Origin of the sequence: Rapidithrix thailandica (assembly GCF_039710355.1) — a bacterium.
Lineage (GTDB): Bacteria > Bacteroidota > Bacteroidia > Cytophagales > Flammeovirgaceae > Rapidithrix > Rapidithrix thailandica.
The window spans coordinates 45,779-66,369 of record NZ_JBDKWZ010000016.1; the positions used below are offsets into that span (position 1 = coordinate 45,779).

Genomic DNA, 20,591 nt, shown 5'->3' on the forward strand with positions numbered 1-20,591 from the left:
AAACACTGTGAAGTGTAATTAGTATTATCTTTAATGAATGATGCGAATACCACCGGTGTAGACTTTCCCGTCTTCCCCGGTCATTACATAGTAATAATCACCGTTGGAAAGCCGCTTGCCCTGATAGTTGGCATCCCAGTCATTCTTATAATTTTCTGTGGAATATACAGATTTTCCTACGCGATTAAAGATCTCAATTTTTACTTTTCCTAATATTTGAAGGTTTTTTATTTGCCAAGTATCATTTTTTCCATCTCCGTTAGGTGTAAAAAATTTGGGAATATTGACGGTAAGCTGAACGTGTTCCGTGACAACTACCTGAATTTCATCTCTTGCCGAAGCTCCCCGGTTATCTTTTACGGTAAGTTCAAAAACATAGCTTCCTAATGGTAAGTTCTTCAACGTTACTTTGGCGTTTTTGGATTGGAAATTTTTGAATTTACTCGTGTGTTCGATCAATTTCCAATAATAAAATTTAATTGTGCCGTCCGGATCATAGGAGCGGGAGCCGTCCAAGGTTACCTCATTGAACCTACTGAATACAATCGTGTCATTTCCGGCAAGGGCTATGGGAAGTTGATTTTCTTCTTGGATCACTCTGACTTCCACTTGATCGCTCCCGGTATCCCCTCGATTATCCGTGACGGTTAATTTGAAAGTATACACTCCCGGAGTTAAATTTTCCAAAATCAACTTAGCAGTATGTTCCCCTTTTTTACTGGCAATGGGGCCATGTAGTTGTTCCCAGAAAAAGGATGTGATTTGTCCATCCGGATCGTAAGAGGCCGAACCATCCAGTATCATTGAGTTTTGAGGCATTTTTGTAATCACATCCTCTCCGGCAATGGCAATAGGTTTTTGATTTGTTGCGGGTTTTACCTCCACATTGATTTCTGCCTGGTCTTTGGCTCCGTCATTGTCCGTGACGGTAAGCCGGTAACGGTATTGTCCTTCAACCAAATTCGAAAGCGTGGCAATCGCTTGGTATTTATTCGTCAGGTTACCTTGCTGAGGACCTCCGATCTTTTCCCATTGATAGCTTACAATTTGCCCATCCAAGTCAGTGGAAGCCGAACCGTCCAAATTTGTACTGTTATCCGGCAATATCAATACAATATCCTCTCCGGCTAAAGCAATAGGCGCTTGGTTTTCTTCGGGTAAAACGATGACTCTTATATCATCTCTGGCAGTTGCCCCTTTGTTATCGGTGACGGTCAATTGAAAAGTATAGACTCCTTCGACCAAATTAATGATGGTAGGTTTTGATGTATTTCCGTTTTGGATGGTAAAGGAAGCAGGTCCTGTAATTTTGTTCCAGGCGAAAGCGGTAATGGAGCCATCGGGATCGGAAGAAGCCGAGCCATCCAGCGAAACCGAGTTTGTCGGCAGGGTGATGGACTTGTCATTTCCGGCTTTGGCGATAGGCGCTTGGTTGGGCGCTGCATTAACCGTCACCTTGACTTGATCGGTTGCTTTTGCCCCTTTGTTATCTGTAACCGTTAATTGAAAGGTATAGATTCCTTCGGTCAAACTGGTGATGGTAGGTTTTGATGTATTTCCGTTTTGGATGGTAAAGGAAGCGGGTCCTGTAATTTTGCTCCAGGCGAAAGCAGTAATGGAGCCATCGGGATCGGAAGAAGCCGAGCCGTCCAGCGAGACTGAGTTTGTCGGCAGGGTGATGGACTTGTCATTTCCGGCTTTGGCGATAGGCGCTTGGTTGGGCGCTGCATTAACCGTCACCTTGACTTGATCGGTTGCTTTTGCCCCTTTGTTATCGGTGACTGTCAACTGAAAAGTATAGATTCCTTCGGTCAAACTGGTGATGGTAGGTTTTGATGTATTTCCGTTTTGGATGGTAAAGGAAGCGGGTCCTGTAATTTTGTTCCAGGCGAAAGCAGCAATGGAGCCATCGGGATCGGAAGAAGCCGAGCCGTCCAGCGAGACCGAGTTTGTCGGCAGGGTGATGGACTTGTCATTTCCGGCTTTGGCGATAGGCGCTTGGTTTACAGGTTCGGGGTTGACTGTTATTTTAATTTGATCAGTCGCTTTTGCTCCTTTGTTATCGGTGACTGTCAATTGAAAAGTATAGACTCCTTCGGTCAAACTGGTGATGGTAGGTTTTGATGTATTTCCGTTTTGGATGGTAAAGGAAGCGGGTCCTGCAATTTTGCTCCAGGCAAAAGCGGTAATGGAGCCATCGGGATCGGAAGAAGCCGAGCCATCCAGCGAAACCGAGTTTGTCGGCAGGGTGATGGACTTGTCCGCCCCGGCTTTGGCGACAGGCGCTTGGTTGGGCGCTGCATTAACCGTCACCTTGACTTGATCGGTTGCTTTTGCCCCTTTGTTATCAGTGACTGTCAACTGAAAGGTATAGATTCCTTCGGTCAAACTGGCGATGGTAGGTTTTGATGTATTTCCGTTTTGGATGGTAAAGGAAGCAGGTCCTGCAATTTTGTTCCAGGCAAAAGCGGTAATGGAACCATCGGGATCGGAAGAAGCAGAACCGTCCAGCGAGACCGAGTTTGTCGGCAGGGTGATGGACTTGTCATTTCCGGCTTTGGCGATAGGCGCTTGGTTGGGCGCTGCATTAACCGTCACCTTGACTTGATCCGTTGCTTTTGCTCCTTTGTTGTCGGTGACGGTCAATTGAAAAGTATAGATTCCTTCGACCAAACTGGTGATGGTAGGTTTTGATGTATTTCCGTTTTGGATGGTAAAGGAAGCGGGTCCTGCAATTTTGTTCCAGGCAAAAGCGGTAATGGAACCATCGGGATCGGAAGAAGCAGAACCGTCCAGCGAGACTGAGTTTGTCGGCAGGGAGATGGACTTGTCCGCCCCGGCTCTGGCAATAGGCGCTTGGTTTACAGGTTCGGGGTTGACTGTAATTTTAACTTGATCAGTCGCTGTGACTCCATCGTCATCTGTAACCGTTAATTGAAAGGTATAGATTCCTTCGGTCAAACTGGTGATGGTAGGTTTTGATGTATTTCCGTTTTGGATGGTAAAGGAAGCGGGTCCTGCAATTTTGCTCCAGGCAAAAGCGGTAATGGAGCCATCGGGATCGGAAGAAGCCGAGCCGTCCAGCGAGACCGAGTTTGTCGGCAGGGAGATGGACTTGTCCGCCCCGGCTCTGGCAATGGGGGCCAGGTTTTTATGTACGGTGACTGTTACTTCGTCTGAAGCCTGATCTCCTTGATCATCCGTAACGGTGAGCTTAAAAACATAGACCCCTTCCACCAGGTTACTGACAGTTGCCCGAGCTTGGTTAGTATTTTGCAAAATTTCACCTCCGGGTCCCGAAACCGTTTCCCATAGATACGTTTGAATACTACCATCCGGATCGTAAGAGGCCGAACCATCCAGTTGGGTCTCGTTGGCCGGAAGTTTTAAGCTTTGGTCCTTCCCGGCTTTTGCGCGTGGCAGTTGATTGGCATTTGAGGCTATATATTCATAAGCTCCGATATCATATTTGCCATTCACAGGCCGGCTAACCTCATCTTTATCAAAGAGAACTCCATAGTCAGATACGTCTACCCCTTTGTTTACAGCGGGCGATTCCGGTAGAAGATGGAAGTTTTCGTCTGCTACATTGACAAATTTTAGCTCACCGGGAGTGCGGCTGAAATAATTATCGGACACAATCAAGTTCGGCTGATCAAGTTTCAGCCTTCTGACATAGGCATCCACTCCTTTTTTCCAAGACGGGTCATTTTCATATTCGTCATAAGTACCCGGATTAATGATGATATTGTTTTTAACCAGGTTAGTAAGGTTATCATCCACTGCATAAATCCGCATACCATCGCTTCCGGTATTGATGATGGTATTATTGAAAAATTTAAATCCGTCACCTGGAGTAGCCGGTTGACGGGAGTCACAAAAAATACCAAAGGTTTTCGAGTCCAGAATGATATTGTTGAAAACCACATTGTTTCCATAGCCTAAGACATGAATTCCCGAATTCAGTCCGTTTTTGATCAAATTATTGTAACAAAGTCCTCCGGTACCTTCTCCCAACTGGATTCCATTGCCATGGGTAGCGTTGTTTTTGTACCCGTAATTTTCCACCACATTGTTATAAATTTCCCCTCCTTCAATGACCGATCCCACTTGAATTCCATCCCATCCTGTGTTTTTTACGATATTATGATGGATTTTCGCCCCGATAATCGAGTGGGGGTAAAGCCGGCCACAAGCCGAAGGCATACCGTTGGCATAAAAAGAATTACCAATATACATCCCTTCCCCTTCCGTGTCGTGAATATAATTATGATGGATATTGATATCATACATGGTAAAGTCGTCCCTACCCGAATTGCGGTTACAGTTAGGGTCTGTTTTCGCCATAATTCCGGCAAAGCCTATGTCATGAATTTCAATATGATCCACTTCAAAGTTGGTAGTGAACAAATCCAGTGTAATCCCTTGCGACTTGGATCCGGCAAGTTTAATTCCGTACTCCACTGACGAATTGCCCGTACCTGTCAGACGAAAATGCTTGCAATACAAAAATTTAAGATTGTAAGCTGACGTCTTGTTATTCGTTACCAATGCTTGGCCATTGCAGTTTTTGATGAGTATGGGATTGGCTTCGGTACCTTTTAAGTTTAAAAACCGGAGATATCCGTAATTGACTCCACCCTTTAAACAAATCACTGCACCCGGTTGAAGGTTCAAGGCATCTCCATCTATGTTATGCGTACCTTCCGGTATGGTATAAGTACAGTTACAATCATCCGGGTTGGCAGGTTCGGGTTTCACCGTCATCCGGATCTCATCTTCAGCGGTCTTCCCTTGATCATCTTGTACCGTTAGACGAAACACATAAATTCCTTCTTTGAACCCGGAGACAAATGTAGAAGCCTGACCGGGAGTATCTATGACAGGCTCTTCCGGACCGGAAATATATTGCCATTGGTAACTCTGAAGGCTTCCGTCCGGGTCGAAAGAAGCCGAGCCATCCAGTTTAATGGCGGCTTTGGGGAGTTCTATTTCGAAATCATCTCCCGCCTTGGCAATGGGAGCCTGATTGCTGGCGCCATTGACAATGATTTGCACTTCATCCGAAGCTGTTGCGCCCTGGTTGTCCGTGATGATAAGTTGTATAAGGTATACTCCCTGTTCCAGGTTTTTTAATGTGGGGGTTGCCGTATTTTGATTTTCAAAAGTGATGGAAGCGGGTCCCGAAAGTTTTGTCCAGGCAAAAGCCGTAAGAGAACCATCCGGATCGGAAGACGCCGAACCGTTCAAAGAAATCGAATTGGTAGGTAAAGTGATGGTTTGGTCTGTGCCCGCTTGGGCAACAGGAGGTTGATTTGCAGGAGGGTCACTGCCGCCTTTGGTATAGGTCAACATCCATTCATACATGTTGGGTGAGTGGTAAGTATGAAAAGGATCTTGCGCCCGGACCCAAGAATTATGCCCGACACCCGGGTATAGGGTGATCTTTGCATTCGGATCGGGAGCGGGGTTTTGCGAATTGATTAAATTCACCCAGTTGATACTGTGTGAGGCCGGGATGGTATTGTCGGCTTCACCGTGAAAGGTCCAAACCGGAAGTTCGTTGTTGGCAATATTCCGGGCATAAGAGGTAATGGGTGATTGAGCTCCACAAACCGGGACAATGGCGGCAAATACATCGGCATGTTCTGCGCCATAGCGCCATACACCGGCTCCGCCCAGACTCAAGCCGGTGAGGTAGATACGCGATTCATCCACTCTGTATTTTGACAGTGTAAATTGTACCACTTCATCAATATAACCGGAGGGCCAATTGCCATGCCCGTAAAGTAGCTGAGGGCTGATTACTATAAAAGAGTGAGTTTCCCCATTGACGGTGAAGGTCATAGTATGACCGTTTTGGATATGTTTGGGTGTTCCGTTCGCTGCCACTTTATCTACCATGGCGTCTGTACCATCCCCTCGCTCTCCGGTCCCATGCAAAAAGAACAAGATAGGATATTTTTTACCTTGCGCTGCCGGGGTTTGATAGTCTTCCGGCAAATGTTCCAGGTAAGGAATATTGGTGGTAGCTGTGCGCTGGATATTCATTTGTGCTACAGCACTGAGAAAGGAAGAAAACAGAAAAAAAATAGTGAAGTAGAGATAATTGTAAGTGGATTTCATAGTTGTAAAAAGCTCATGAAAATTTAAGCGACTATAGGTATAAGTGCCTATAGCAAACTCAAAAGTTATACCGCATGCTAGTCATAATTGCCTAATGAAAATAGGTCTTTTTAGTTTTACGTATGATTTTCTTTTGTAAATTGGGGCTTTGATAGAAAAAAATACTTGAAACTCAATTATTTCTAACATTTGGCTTTCGCTTAATCCTTTTGATTCCCCCTCTTTTAATAAAAAATAAATTTTTTCAAGTCTACTCTACCGGGTAGTTTGGATGGTTGCTTTAATCGGGTAAAATCTTTGAATAGTATAATTTCCTTATTACTTAGTAAGTAAATGTACAATATTACTCATGGCTGGGTGTAAGTGGAGTGCGTATGTTCCAGTAAATCCCTCGTAAAAAAGCACTTACATGATCCGGTTGAAACTTACATATGTATTGTACGAGTGCTTTTGGAGCAATTGCAAATAACAAAAAGAAGGTAAAAACCGCAAGTTGCCAAGCTTGAACGTTCCTTCGCATGTACAATATACGGTTGCGGATGTGGTAATAGGTTTTTAACGTACTCATTTTCCCCACTGACAGGGATTCTTTGTGGAATATTTCCGCATTTCCTTCAAAAAGAATCTTGTATCCTGCTTTGCGTATTTGAGTAGACCAATCCCACTCTTCATAGTATAAAAAATACACTTCCGGCATTTTCCCTACTTCGTCAATGACTTTTCTGGAAAGCATCATTGCTGCTCCATGCGCACTGTATGTAGGGCGTTTTTGGTTGTATTGACCATGGTCTTTCTCCATTTTTCCTATAGGGAAAGCTTGTCCGGTGCAGGCATTCATAGAGGTGAAGCCTGCGTATTGAATGGTGTCAGGATGGTGGAAATATTTGATTTTCGGGGAGACCATGCCTACCTTTTTCTCTGACTGAAAAGCCTCCAGCAACCGGTCCAAAAGTGATTCCGTAATTTCCGTATCATTATTGACCATAAAAATATATTCTCCCCGGGCCTTTTCCAACCCTAAGTTATTTCCACCGGCAAATCCCAGGTTGTCATCACTTCGGATCACGGTAACTTCCGGAAAGCGCTGGTGAATCATAGCAGTAGGATCTAAACGGGAGCCGTTGTCTACCACGATGACTTCAAAATTCCGGAAGCGGGACTTATCCAAAGAGGCTAAAAACTCACAAGTGACTTCCGGTTGGTTATAGTTAACCGTAATAATAGAAACTAGTGGGATGGGATGAGTTGCTGGCATTATGAAAATATCCTGTTTGATTGTGTTTTAAATCTGAATCGAAAATGTTTTTGGAGAAGTGAGCGATTACTTTCCATGAGAAGAATAGAGGGTATTGTCAACTTCTACTTTAGTTTTTACAGTATGAATAAATTGTTTGTCCGCTCCTTTTAACTTGAAAAGCAGGGTGAACATGATCCAAAACACTTTGGGTAAACTGAGAATCGCTTTAAAAAACCGTTGGTTGTAAAAACTTAACGGGACGGCAATCAATAAAGCAAGTACATTGGCTGCAAACAAGCCGATCCAAGCCTGAGGGAGGGAAAATAGTTGAGGGAAACTTAAGGCCGTCACGGCAAATAAAAACAGAAAGCCTAAAGTCAAGGTTCTCGGTAAAAAAATGTTGTATAACACACCGGCATTGAAATAATCGATATTCCCTTTCAACAACTGCTTGATACCTTTGGCAAAATACCTTTTCAGATAGATAAATTGACTGGCAATCCACCTTCTGCGTTGCTTGCTAAAGGCTTCGGAATTATCAACTTTTTCATCAAAGACAATGGCATCTTCCAAATAGTAAATCCATTGCTTTCTTTCAATCAAATACAACTGAAGTACCCGGTCAAATCCACCAACCGCATTGATTTGCTTTAAGCAGTCCAATAGGACATCTGCTTTGAATGCCATTCCCGAGCCGATCAAGGAAGAAGAAAAGCCCATGGCATTGAATCCTTTACGGAATACATGGTTGTTGATGACTTCGCTTAATGCATCCAACACGGCAAAAGGCGTATCCATATTTTTGGCCACCCGTTGTCCTTGTACAGCTGTGTATCCATTGTTAAAAGCCCGGTTGATTTTTTGCAAGTAATCGGGTGCCATGATATTGTCCGCATCACTGATCAAGGCTACTTCATATTCATTGTTGAGCACTTGCAACGCCTTTACCAAGGATTTGGTTTTGGTGCTTTTTTCAAAATGCACCTCAATGACCCGGCAAGGCAATTGGTGTAAGCGGGAGAGGGTGGATTTCTTTAAACTATCGGCAATGACTACAATGTCAAAAAACTCTTTCGGATAGCGTAATTGAAGAAGCTTTTCTACTACGGGAGCGATGATTGCGTCCTCTTTGTAAGCCGGAACCAATACGGCAATTTTATGATACGGTGTCTCTTTTACTTGTAAAGGCGCCACCGGTTTTACCCTTCCTGTGAAGGAAATTATAAAAACGTAAAGTACTGCCAGGCCAAAGTAAATCAAGAGAATATTTTCTATTATAAACATATTCAAGGGTTGATTATAAATGGGACCAGAGCCTATGCCGGTTTGATTATACTATGCTTAAATACTTAAACATTGCTTGATCAAACCGGTAAGCTTTGGTGTAGAAAATAGAGTGTTTGTTAGTGTTTTTTTGAACAAAAGATTTCCCTCCGGGCAGTGTGATGCATGCCTGGGAGGGGGTATTATAAAGTTTGTGTCAGGATCGTTTGTTTATCAAAGTGTAGTGAATTTTTTATCTATACGCTTTCTTTTTGTACCAATGCAGGGAAGGTTTTTGCAATGATTTTCATATCTCCTACAAACGAATTGTACTTGGCATATTGAATGTCCAGTTGAACGCGTTCCAAGGCCGACATTTCCTTTTTTCCGCGCTTGGTTACCTGCCATAAGCCTGTCAATCCGGCTGGGGCGGCAAAGCGTTTGGCCCATTCATCTTTGGTTAGCTCTTTGGCTTCGTACAAGGGTAGGGGGCGGTTGCCTACTAAGGACATATCTCCTTTTAGAATGTTTAATAGTTGAGGGATTTCATCCAGACTGCTGTCTCTCAAAAAAGCTCCTACACGAGTTACTCGGGGGTCGTTACTGATTTTGAAAAACATCGGCCCGTCTTCCTCTTGGCTTTCCTCACTGTATTGGTTCAGGTGCTTCATTTGTTGCACAAGTTTATCCGCATCCTGACGCATCGTTCTGAATTTATAAAAATCAAATACCTTGTAACCGCTACCGGCTCTTTTGGAAATATAAAAAACCGGTCCTTTGGACTCCAATTTGATGAGTAAAGCTATTATTATGAAAAGTGGGCTTAATGCAATCAAGCCAGCAGACGCAACTAAAATATCCAAGGCCCTTTTGAAAAATCTACCGGTTTTTTGCTGAGTAGTTAATTCTACTTTTGGAAGCTTCCGGGTGTATTTCTGTTTAAAATATTCCCTTTTTTGTTTAAAAGACTGTAAAAACTGAATGCGCTCTTGCATGTCTTTCAGTTTCATGTTCGGAAAGTAAATATCATCCACACCGTCAATTGCAGCAGCTTTGTTTTTGGTGATTAGGCTTTCCTCATGCGTAAATAAGATAAAAGGGATGGAGCTCAAAACTTCTTGAGTTCCCAGGAAATCCGCAAAATCTTCCAGCTCTGTTTGGCTCAAAGCAGCATTACCTATAATGGCGCAAGGCAGGGTTTTTCCGGTTTGTAGCCTTTCTTGGATTTCCGATTGAGCCATGGCAAGGGTACTGACTCGGAAAGTGGAATATCCCAGACTTGCCCAGCTTGTGCTGATCATTTCCAGACCAGGGCCTATGCAAAGGATAGACTGCTGTGGCTCCCTGTTCTCATAAGTAAAGGTATCGTTAATAGGGTGTAACAGAGCTTCCATATTATCAAATGAGTTTAATGCTAGATGAATTGTGTGATGATTTTTGGGTTTGGTTACTTTGTCGTACAGGCATTGTTTAAGACCTCTTTAGATGCTTTTAAGACATCCTGCGGATCAAAGGGTTTTTTGAAATGCTTGGCTACATTTGCATTTTGCCAAGTGTCAGGTATCTCTCCCTCATAGCCGGAGAGTATGATTACGGGGATGTCCCGATAAATACCGCTTTTACTGAGCATTTCAATGAAGCCCACACCGTTCATATTGGGCATTACAATATCCGAAATGATTAAATCCGGTAGTTTTTTCTCTGAAAGGATATGCATCGCATGTAGGCCATCGTGAGCAACGTCTACTTGGAAATGCTTGCCTAAAAAAGATTGTAATACATAGCAAATGGATTCGTCATCGTCTACAAGTAATATTCTATGTTTGTTGTTGAGGAGTGTCATAAAGGGAATTATACTTTAATTTAAATTAGTCTTAAATAGTACATAGGTTGTTAATGCGTAAGATAATGGTAGTTTGAGTTGGTAATATCTTTTTGTATTTTATTTAATTATTGATAATCAGTAAAATATGACTTTGTGTGCGTTATTGAGGCATAAAGATAGGATGAAATGTTTGTTATAAAGTGATCGATATACTCAATAAAAGTTAATGATTGTGCTTTTTTACAAACTTCATATGAAGATAAAAATGGAGTTGTTTTTATACTAAAATCAGTGCAATAAAGTTGTGCTTGATCTTGAATGATATAACTAGCTGTAATTTAGATGGTTGTGTGTTTTTTGTGGCTTGAGTGCTTATAGTCCTGATGTATGTTTAAATGTGAAGCTGCCTCAAAAGGAACCGAAACAGGCACAAGTCAACAACTTTGATGGCAGGAACAGCCGGAGTCTGTTATCGTAACACAATCGGGTTTTGGACTTAGTCGAAGGTGTATTTAACAATTACAATGTTTATTCAATCACCTAGCAGGGTAGTTGATTTTAAATAATCAGTTTTTGAAAAAAACCTTTGCATAGTACAGTAGCAGGTGGAAATTACCGTCCTGTACTATGCAAAACAGGCGCCTTAGAATAGAGACGCGATAAAATATTCAAACTCATTAAAATAGATAATGAAGTAAAAGCTCAATACCCATCCTACTATGGTGAGTTGTAAAAAGCGGTCTTTGTAAAGAATATGAGTAGGAGAGCCGGAATTATTCTCTACATAGGTAATCTGTAAATACCTGAAAATACCACCAATCACAAACAAACATGTGTGGTACAAACGATGTGTCCCGTAGTGTTCGATGGAATGGGGAGAAACCGTGTACATTAAATACGCTACGATGGTAATGGCAGAGATGAGTGCCAATACCACATTGAGAAAATCCATATTGTAGTTGGCAGAGGCTTTTCGTACGTCTTTTCCAGTATCCATCTTTAATTTTACATCGTCTCTTCTTTTGGCTACAGCCATAAACAGGGCTAAAAGAAATACCATAATGGTTAGCCAAATCGAAATATGTACCGAAGCAATTGCCCCACCGGCTTTTACCCGTAATACAAATCCTATGGCTACGATGATAACATCTAGAATGGATACATGTTTGAGACCCAGGCTGTAACTTAAATTCAAACAAAAATATACTCCGGTGATAAATAAAAACTTCGGATGTAGGTAAGCAGCTAAGCCGGCTCCTGTAATGAAGCAAACCGCCAGGAGGATATAGGCCGTGGGCTTGGATACGGCACCGGAGGCTAGCGGGCGTTTGCATTTTTTAGGGTGCATACGGTCTGCTTCAATATCTTTTAAGTCATTGAGTACATAAATGCAACTGGCTACCAGGCTAAAGGCAAAAAAGCCAATAGTCAACTCCATGAGTTTTGGGAGATTAAATATATCACCAGAGAAAAAGAGAGGAACAAAGAGAAATAAGTTCTTTACCCAATGATGTGGGCGCAATAATTTGATTTTTTCCACGGGTTATCGTTGTTTGAATGTTTGCAGCGAAGATAGTATACACATAGAGGATTTTTACCCATCCCTCAGAAGTCATTAACGTATTTTGACAAGAAAGGTAAAGGTTTCCTTATTACTTATCAAGTAACTTGATTTCATTGATTGATAATCAGTTGTCTACAATAAAAGGCTTTACTGTTCTATATTTTCCAGTTCTACCTGATTGAGTACTGCCCCGGTAAATTTTTCTTCCAGATCCTCCAAAAATTTAATGGACTCCCGGTCGGCTTGTTTGATAACTCCTCTTGCCGAAAAGGTGACCAGAATCCGGTCCGCATAAAGGCTGAGTTCTTTGCTGTCAGAGTGCTGATTCATCGCTGCACCTTCCAGGAAAATATAGTCGTAATGTTTGTCTAGCAATGCCAAAAAGTGGTTGAAGTCCTGCTTGTGAAACAGCTCGGAAGGAGAGTAATTCCCCCCTTTGCAACCCATAATATGGACATCGGGAATACCGGTTTTGGTAATCAAGTCTTGTAGTTCTTCAAATTTTTCCGGCCGGGCATCCACAGCCTCTTCCAACACCGGAGACGCTTTAAAACGCTGAGTCAATTGGTTGTTGGAGAAGTTGGTATCCAATATCATAACCTTATTTTTACTCAAGCTCAAAGCACAGGCCAAGGCCTCGATCAACGTGGATTTTCCTCCTCCGTGTTGTGTGCTGGTCACCAGAAATGTCTTGGCATTTTGCCGGTCGATCATAAACCGCAACTTTCTTAACATCTCCCGGAAAGTCGTAAAAAGCGGGTTTTTGCTGTTTTCCTGATAGAAAATTTCCCGGATGGGTGTGTTTTTTAAATCCAGTTGATTGACAGCGCCCAGCATTTTCACCCCTAGCATATTTGCCAGGTTGGAAGGTGTTTTGATCGTCATGTCCATATAAATCAAAAAGAAAATGGCAATGACGGAAATTGCAAAGGTAGAAGCTCCTGAAAGGGCCGTGATTATCAATCGTTTAGAAGGTTCCGGTTCAATGGATGGTTGGCCGTATAAAACCTGCCGGATTTTGTTCCGGGAAGCCATTGACATATCCAGGGCTGTATTGTACTTTTCCTGTGCGGTTTGGTATTCATTGGTAGCCAGGGTTACCTCTTTTTTCATGGCAGCAATTTGTGCTTCTTTGGAAGCATACACTCCCGCATTACTCTTCAGGCTGCGGACACTGCTTTCCAAGGTTCCCCGGTTTTGTTGGGCAATGGCCAATTCTATCTCCAGATCGTTCTTTTTCTCGGTCAGCTCCTGTTTTTTTGTCTGAAGGTCATTTTTAGACAAACGACCTGAGCTGTTGGAGTTGATCAGGGCAATTTTTTTATTTCGTAGGATGTTCAAGGAATCTTGCAAGGTTTGGTCCTGTAGCCCGGTGCTGGTGTAGCGCTGATTTAATGCTCTGATTTGTTCTTGCAATTCCAATAATTCTTCGTTGGAGTTATTCACCAAATTGCCGGTTCCGTTACCGGACAAGGCATCGTTGAGTTCCCGGAGCCGCCGGTTGACATTTTCCAAGGACAAGGTCAGCCGGTTGATTTTTTGTTTTTCTTCGGAAAGCGCCAATTCCGCTTTGGAGATTTGCTCGATCTTGCTTTCACTCTCCACATCAAAATTTAATACTCCCTGTCGTGATTTGAAACGTTCCAAAGATTGTGATTTGACTTCCAGGATTTGCCGTTTTTGTTCCAACAGTTTTTCAAAAGTAGCAATGGACTCTTCCTGACGCTGATATTGCATCAAATCGTTGTACCTGAAAAATTCGGAGCACAAGGTATTGACCGCATAGGCGGATAGTTCCGGATGTTCGGAAGAAAAGGTTACCGTGAGGTAATCCGTTTGTCCTTCCCGCCAGATGCGTAAACTTTCCCGGATGGATTCGTCATCGTAACGGTATATTTTTAATAGTTCGATTAATTCCTTGTCGGTTTCATTATAAGTGGAAAGGGGCTCCAGGTTTTCCAATTTTTCCTCAAAAATGCCAATAGCCTCCTGAGTATTAATGGTTTTAAGTCTTGCCAAATTATCCTCGTTGGTGATTTTGCGGAAAGGCTTTCTCTTTTGCAAATCATTGATGATTAGCTTGTAAGAAAGGAGGTTGATCACCATTGGAGAAGCGATGGAGGCCGTCAGGTTGCTGAACTTTACTTTTACTTCAAACAAATTGTATTTGTCGTCATCAAAAGGATCGTTCACAGTATAACCGGTAGCCAGTTGTGCTTTGGAGAGATATGATTTTTTCATATCCAAGGTCAACAAGAAGGCCAGTACAGAGGCGATCAGGGTTACTGTCAGGATCAGCCATTTTCGTTTTAATAAGGCTTTAAAGAGTGAAATCAAATCCATAAAATAAGGGAATTATATTCAAGAATTAATCTTAAAAAGGTTCAGGTAAATGGGGCGTCACACCACCCCTGATTTTGATTGCGCCAAAAATAGCGATTTGCCACTCTTTTAAAATATCCCGGCCGGCAGAAGAGGCCTATCTTTGGAGTTATTAAGAAATTTTTAAAGGTATTTACAATTTATCCCTCAATTCCTCCTCTTTCCACCCCGCTTTCTTCAACTTTTTCCCTATTCCTCAACCCTTCCATCCTGCAATCCTTCAATCTTCAACCCGTCACCCTTCAGTCCTCGATCCTTCCATCCTTCAACCCGTCACCCTTCAGTCCTCGATCCTTCCATCCTTCAACCCGTCACCCTTCAGTCCTCGATCCTTCCATCCTTCAACCTTTACTACCATACGGGTGAAATGATGATTTTCCAAAATCACGATTTTCAGTGAGTACCCCAGGTAAAATATTCTCAATCTTTGTATAAGGATTAAAAGCGAAAAATTTAAAAATCTATGGTATTGATAGCGGACAGCGGATCTACAAAAACGGCTTGGTTGGGAATTTTACCGGAAGGTGACCCGGTAAAGGTCCGTACGGAGGGCATTAACCCTTATTACCAGACAGAAGCGCAGATAGTCAATATTGTAAGGGAGGGTTTACTCCCGGGGCTTACCGGGCCGGTAGAGCGGGTATATTTTTATGGAGCAGGGTGCTCCGGTCCCGAAAAAAACAGTGTGGTAAGCCGAGCGATCCGAGAGGCTTTGGACGATGATAGAGTGGATTTGGATATAAATAGTGATTTGTTAGGTGCCGCCCGGGGGCTATTTCACGAGCGACCAGGTATCGTGGGGATATTAGGAACCGGGGCAAATGCCGGTATGTACAATGGGGAAGGTATTGTGAAGCAAGCGCCTTCTATGGGTTATGTATTGGGGGATGAAGGGAGCGGAGCGGTGTTGGGAAAGCATTTGATCGGCCGGGTTTTACGTAATCAACTTCCTCAGGAGGTAATTAAGGAATTTTACGCTACCTACCAACTGACGGCCAAAGATATTTTAAACAAAATTTACCAATTGCCATTTCCCAATCGAATGTTGGCGAGTTTTGTGCCCTTTATCCATTCACATATTGCAGAACCTGATTTGCATCAATTGGTGATCCGGAATTTCGAAGCCTTTTTCAAAAATTATATCCTGCCTTTTACCGGGGTGAAGTCGTATGAGGTAAACATCACAGGCTCAGTGGCCTATTACTTTAAAGAGCAATTGATGACTACGGCAAATACCTATCACTTGGCTATCGGTAGGGTAAGTAAGGACCCCTTGGCCGGGTTGCAAAATTTTCATAAACAAGCATTTGTAATTGATAAATAAGGAAGAATGAGTACAACAGAAGCGGCTTCAAATTATGATAATCTGGAAAAACGTTCCGTACGGGAATTGCTTACTTGTATCAACCGGGAGGATGCCCAAGTACATCAGGCAGTAGAAAAAGTGTTGCCAACAGTTGCGGAATTTGTGGAACGTCTGGTGGAACGTATGCGGAAAGGGGGGCGGATGTTTTATTTGGGGGCGGGTACCAGTGGGCGTTTGGGCATCCTGGATGCCAGTGAGTTGCCGCCAACTTACGGTGTGCCGCATGGGCTGGTAATCGCTTTGATTGCCGGTGGGCCTACCGCTATCCAAAAAGCAGTGGAAAATGCCGAAGACGATGAAACGGCAGCCTGGCAAGAATTGAAAGCCTTGGCTATCGGGCCAAATGATACGGTTGTGGGAATTGCAGCTTCCGGTAAAACGCCTTATGTGATCGGTGGAGTCAAAGCAGCCAAAGCGGAAGGTTTGCTTACCGCCGGGATTACTTGCAATGCGCAGTCTCCTTTGGCGCAGTCGGTAGATTTTCCGATGGAAGTGGTGGTCGGACCGGAGTTTGTGACAGGCAGTACCCGGATGAAAGCGGGTACCGCTCAAAAGATGGTCTTGAATATGATCAGTACCACGGCCATGATTGGTTTGGGAAGGGTAAAGGGAAACAAAATGATAGATATGCAATTGAGCAATCAAAAACTGGTTGACCGGGGCACTCGAATGTTGATGGAAGCTTTACCTTTGCCTTATGAAGAAGCCCGGGAGTTGTTGGTTGCCGAAGGTTCGGTGAGGCAGGCCATAGACAGTTATTCCAATACCTCTGGGTAGTGACTGTATGCCTATAGAAATATGCAAGAAAGCTAGTTTGCTGCAATATTGAGTTTATTAAACGGATCAAACGATTATTCAAACAATGAGAAATTATAGTTTACTACTATTTTTTTTAATAGGCTTTGTGCCCTTGCTATCAGCGCAGAGTAAATATCCGAAGCATGAATTCCGGGCGGCCTGGATTGCTTCCGTAGTCAATATCGATTGGCCATCCAAAAAAGGCTTGTCTACCGAAGATCAGAAAGAAGAGTTTATCCGGATGGCTGACTTTTTACAAGCTTCCGGGATGAATGCATTGGTCGTGCAAGTGCGTCCGGTAGCCGATGCTTTTTATGAGTCGTCATATGAACCTTGGTCGGCATACCTGACCGGGAAACAAGGGCAAGCCCCCGAACCCTATTACGACCCGCTTCAATTTATGATAGAGGAATCCCGTAAGAGAGGATTGGAATTTCACGCCTGGTTCAATCCCTACCGTGCCACAATGAATGCCGACACCACTGTGTTGGACTCCATGCATGCCTTGAAGCAGCATCCGGAGTGGTTTGTGAAATACGGTAAGCGCTTTTACTTTGATCCGGGAAATCCGGAAGTGCGTAGCTTTGTACAAAACGTGATCATGGAAGTCGTCCATAACTACGATGTGGATGGCATTCATTTCGATGATTATTTTTATCCTTACCCGGTGAAAGACGAGGTGTTTGACGACTCTCTTAGCTATGAAAAATACGGTAGCGAATACGAAGTGGTAGGTGACTGGCGAAGGGCAAATGTAGACCAACTGATAAAATCCGTATACGATAGTATTCAAGCCGTAAAGCCGTATGTGAAGTTTGGGATCAGCCCGTTTGGAGTATGGAGAAATCAAAGCCTGGACCCGGAAGGTTCGGAAACCAAAGCGGGAGTCAACACTTATGATGATTTGTATGCCGATGTGCGCAAATGGCTCCAAGAAGGTTGGGTTGATTATGTGGTACCGCAATTGTACTGGACAATTGGCTTTCCGCCTGCCGCTTATGATAAGCTGGCCGATTGGTGGTCGCAAAATACCTATGGCCGCCATTTGTATATCGGGCAGGCCATGTACAGGGTGAAAAACGGGAAAGACCGCAATTGGCATAAACTCAATCAATTGCATAAACAATTGCAACTAAATCATGAATATCCTTCCATTCAGGGAAGTATTTATTTCAGCGCCAAGTCGTTTAAGAAGGTGCCGGAAAAAGTACTGAAGAAAATCAAGAAAAAACATTACCGTCATAATGCCTTGACTCCTCCTATGCCTTGGAAAAAACAAGGCGACCTGGAAGTGCCTGTATTGCTTGAAGCCAGAAAGCAGGAGGACAAAGTTCGCTTGCGATGGGAGGCGGTGCCCGGGCAAACGTCTTCTTTTGTCATTTACCGTTTTCAAGGAGATCAGGCAGGTGATTTAAGCGATCCCCAAAATATTTTGACCGTGTTATCTGCCGAGCAACTTGCCAAAGGGGAGTATATGGATCAAGCGGTGAAAAAAGGAAAAACCTACACCTACTGTATCACTTCCATTGACCGGGCAAACAACGAAAGCAAGCCCGTGACCCTGACCTTGAAAGGGAAACAAGATGCCTGGCAGAACGAATTGACCCGGAAAGATTAAGCATATTCTCATTTCCATACGATCCCTTTGAGTCCTTGAATATACACTGGAATCCTTTTTACAAGAGCTCATAAAATAATTGAAAAAACCTCTGATACACCGTGTATCGGAGGTTTTTTTGTTGTATTGCCCTTCTGGGTTTGTTTTTAAGATAATCAACAATGTTGTCACAGGAAATATAAAATTGGGAGGAAGGGTTTTGGTGGAGGTGTATTGGAAGAAGAGACCGCTTTTTTTAAGCAGTGGCACAAAATCAATAAATGAATAGTACCATTTGCTTTGCTATTTTAAACACTTGATAGTGAATAATATCGAAACTTAGAATAGAAAGCCCTGGCTGTTTTATTTAAACTATAAATTTATTTTTACTGATTTTCTTGTATAATTGCTGCCGCTAAACGAATCAAATTTCTGATCTCAACGGAAACGTTTTTGGTCAGTCATAAACTAACTGGAATATTCCCTGGAATAAGATGATGCTTAATAAAAGAATAAGTTTTAGAAAGCCTAGACACACAAAATCTTTAGAGCTTCAATTTGGGATTCGGTTGTTTGCACTTATCATAGATTTAATGCTAATTAAGATTTTTATTCTTTCTTTAACTGGAGATTCAGACAGTTGGCAAACAGAATCAATAATTGGTTTTTCAGAAATTACCTTCTTAACCCTTCCGGTATACTGGTTGTACTTTGCCGTTTTAGAAGGGACTTTAGGAGCTACATTGGGGAAGTTATTTACAAGGTTAAGAATCTATAATTCTAATGGTTCCAAATTGGGATTGGCCAAGGCAATAATAAGGTTTCCCCTAAAAGTTATTTCAATGATATCGTTATTAGGTGTTCTTATGATTGATATTAATAAAGAAAAACAGGGGCTTCACGATTTAATCTGTGGGACGATAGTTCGGAGGGTGTAACAATGCTGTACTAACGTTAGCGATAAAAACATAGAGAGATTTTTTTATAGCAAACTTTGTCTTGGTAGGCATATATGCTTCGGCTGCCGATCTTACTGTTTTACGGTCGAACCGGAAACGATTAAGTATACTTAAACCCTATAGGTGACGGAATAAACGGAGAGACCGAAACGAAGGGACTCAACTGAACCCATCAAGAATGCCCATTCTTTATAGAACAAGCAAAATGGCGAGGGGTTATCGAAGCGGATATACATCGTCTGATATGCTCGATTTTTAACAAAGATAAGGCGAAGCATCTATGAGTTTTTGGTAGTACGTATGCAATTATTTTGTAACTTGTATAGAGTGCATTTCCCTCATGTACACTTGGTTTTCAACAAACCCAACTGCATCAACACACCCTTTACGCTTCCTTTCACTTAACTTTTGAACATATGGTTTTTCAAGTTTCACGTACCTTTTTTCCAAAGTACTGTTTGATACTTCTTTTCAGTATTTTGGGACTGATTTCAGGTTGTGGTGACGATGATGATAACGGTCCTGCTCCTTCGGGTTCAATGCTTCTCCTGATTAACACGGTAAATACGAACACGCAAGTGAAGTTACTTCTGGAGAGCCAGGAATTGGTCACGGTAACCGGGCATGGAGCCGCCAATAAGTACATTACGGTTCCTTCGGACACGGTACTTACCGTACAGACCAATCAAGACGAATTTGACGTGGATCTGGGGTTAACTACGAATGAATTTTATTCGGTATATATTTTGGAGGATGACGATGATGCGGATATTTCCATTTTCCGGGATCATTTCCCCAATGACGGTCAAACGACTTTAGTCTTGGCGAATATGTCTTCCGAAAATACAGGCGATGTGAAATTCGCATTTATCAATCCCAGTACGAGTGATACCCTGGGCTTTGAGGATATTTTTCCCGGAGCCAATCCGGTATTGGAACATGACGATGTGACGGGGCTGAACTTTACCGCAACTTCTCTCCGCTTGAATTTATTTGCCACACATCAAGTCGTGATACTGGATGCAGATGATGACAGCCCTTTGGCAGGGGGGACGGCCAATGATGTATTTCCTATGCTTTCGGACTATAGTTACAGTTTGGTCTTTGCCGGAGAACCCGGAAATTACAGTATATTCCAAGTGTCGCATACCACCGCGAGATAACTAACCGGCCATGTCATCGGTATTGGGGAGCTGATCCGCTTTCCAATACCTTTCTTTGGATGGGTACAGGGTTAACATTTATTTCTTAAAAAAACGATTGTCAATTTTTTATTTTCAAAATAATCTCTTTCTTTTGCAGCTACAATTCAATAGTTCCTTTCACCCTTTAAGAAAGGAGGTCATTATGTTGGAATCTACTTACCATATCGCACAATAGACCAGTACCAGGTAACCTTTACCTGACAGAAATACTATAAACTGGTCAAAAAAATCCTAATTACATTGTTTAATCGGGCTGTTTTCCGGTGTGC

The 20,591-nt window shown here is 42.8% G+C and carries 12 protein-coding genes; 5 read left to right on the forward strand and 7 right to left on the reverse strand.

What is annotated here, in order from left to right; all coding sequences use genetic code 11:
• Positions 1-30: 30 nt before the first annotated feature.
• From AAG747_RS22535 to AAG747_RS22565, 7 genes are all read right to left on the reverse strand, one after another.
• Positions 31-6,126, reverse strand: a complete 6,096-nt coding sequence (locus AAG747_RS22535; RefSeq protein WP_346823499.1) for a PKD domain-containing protein — start codon at positions 6,124-6,126, stop codon at positions 31-33.
• Positions 6,127-6,469: 343 nt separating this feature from the next.
• Complete coding sequence (locus AAG747_RS22540) at positions 6,470-7,381, reverse strand: glycosyltransferase family 2 protein (RefSeq protein ID WP_346823500.1); 912 nt, start codon at positions 7,379-7,381, stop codon at positions 6,470-6,472.
• 66 nt (positions 7,382-7,447) lie between these two features.
• Positions 7,448-8,647: a glycosyltransferase family 2 protein gene (locus tag AAG747_RS22545; RefSeq protein ID WP_346823501.1), complete on the reverse strand. Its 1,200-nt coding sequence runs from the start codon at positions 8,645-8,647 to the stop codon at positions 7,448-7,450.
• 236 nt (positions 8,648-8,883) lie between these two features.
• On the reverse strand, positions 8,884-10,020 hold the full coding sequence (locus AAG747_RS22550) for a sugar transferase (protein ID WP_346823502.1): 1,137 nt from the start codon (positions 10,018-10,020) through the stop codon (positions 8,884-8,886).
• A 53-nt stretch (positions 10,021-10,073) separates the two neighbouring features.
• Complete coding sequence (locus AAG747_RS22555) at positions 10,074-10,469, reverse strand: response regulator (RefSeq protein WP_346823503.1); 396 nt, start codon at positions 10,467-10,469, stop codon at positions 10,074-10,076.
• A gap of 625 nt (positions 10,470-11,094) precedes the next feature.
• Positions 11,095-11,991: a decaprenyl-phosphate phosphoribosyltransferase gene (locus AAG747_RS22560; protein WP_346823504.1), complete on the reverse strand. Its 897-nt coding sequence runs from the start codon at positions 11,989-11,991 to the stop codon at positions 11,095-11,097.
• A 171-nt stretch (positions 11,992-12,162) separates the two neighbouring features.
• On the reverse strand, positions 12,163-14,358 hold the full coding sequence (locus AAG747_RS22565; RefSeq protein ID WP_346823505.1) for a GumC family protein: 2,196 nt from the start codon (positions 14,356-14,358) through the stop codon (positions 12,163-12,165).
• A gap of 502 nt (positions 14,359-14,860) precedes the next feature.
• Here AAG747_RS22565 and AAG747_RS22570 point away from each other — a divergent pair.
• From AAG747_RS22570 to AAG747_RS22590, 5 genes are all read left to right on the forward strand, one after another.
• Complete coding sequence (locus tag AAG747_RS22570) at positions 14,861-15,721, forward strand: N-acetylglucosamine kinase (RefSeq protein ID WP_346823506.1); 861 nt, start codon at positions 14,861-14,863, stop codon at positions 15,719-15,721.
• Between the two features lie 6 nt (positions 15,722-15,727).
• Positions 15,728-16,540, forward strand: coding sequence for an N-acetylmuramic acid 6-phosphate etherase (murQ, locus tag AAG747_RS22575; protein WP_346823507.1), 813 nt, complete (start codon positions 15,728-15,730; stop codon positions 16,538-16,540).
• Positions 16,541-16,625: 85 nt separating this feature from the next.
• Positions 16,626-18,179 (forward strand): glycoside hydrolase family 10-like protein, encoded by a 1,554-nt coding sequence (locus AAG747_RS22580; RefSeq protein WP_346823508.1) that lies wholly within the window; start codon positions 16,626-16,628, stop codon positions 18,177-18,179.
• A 473-nt stretch (positions 18,180-18,652) separates the two neighbouring features.
• Positions 18,653-19,096 carry an RDD family protein gene (locus AAG747_RS22585; RefSeq protein WP_346823509.1) on the forward strand — a complete coding sequence of 148 codons (444 nt, stop codon included), beginning with the start codon at positions 18,653-18,655 and terminating at the stop codon, positions 19,094-19,096.
• Positions 19,097-19,596: 500 nt separating this feature from the next.
• Complete coding sequence (locus tag AAG747_RS22590) at positions 19,597-20,280, forward strand: hypothetical protein (RefSeq protein ID WP_346823510.1); 684 nt, start codon at positions 19,597-19,599, stop codon at positions 20,278-20,280.
• Positions 20,281-20,591: the final 311 nt, after the last annotated feature.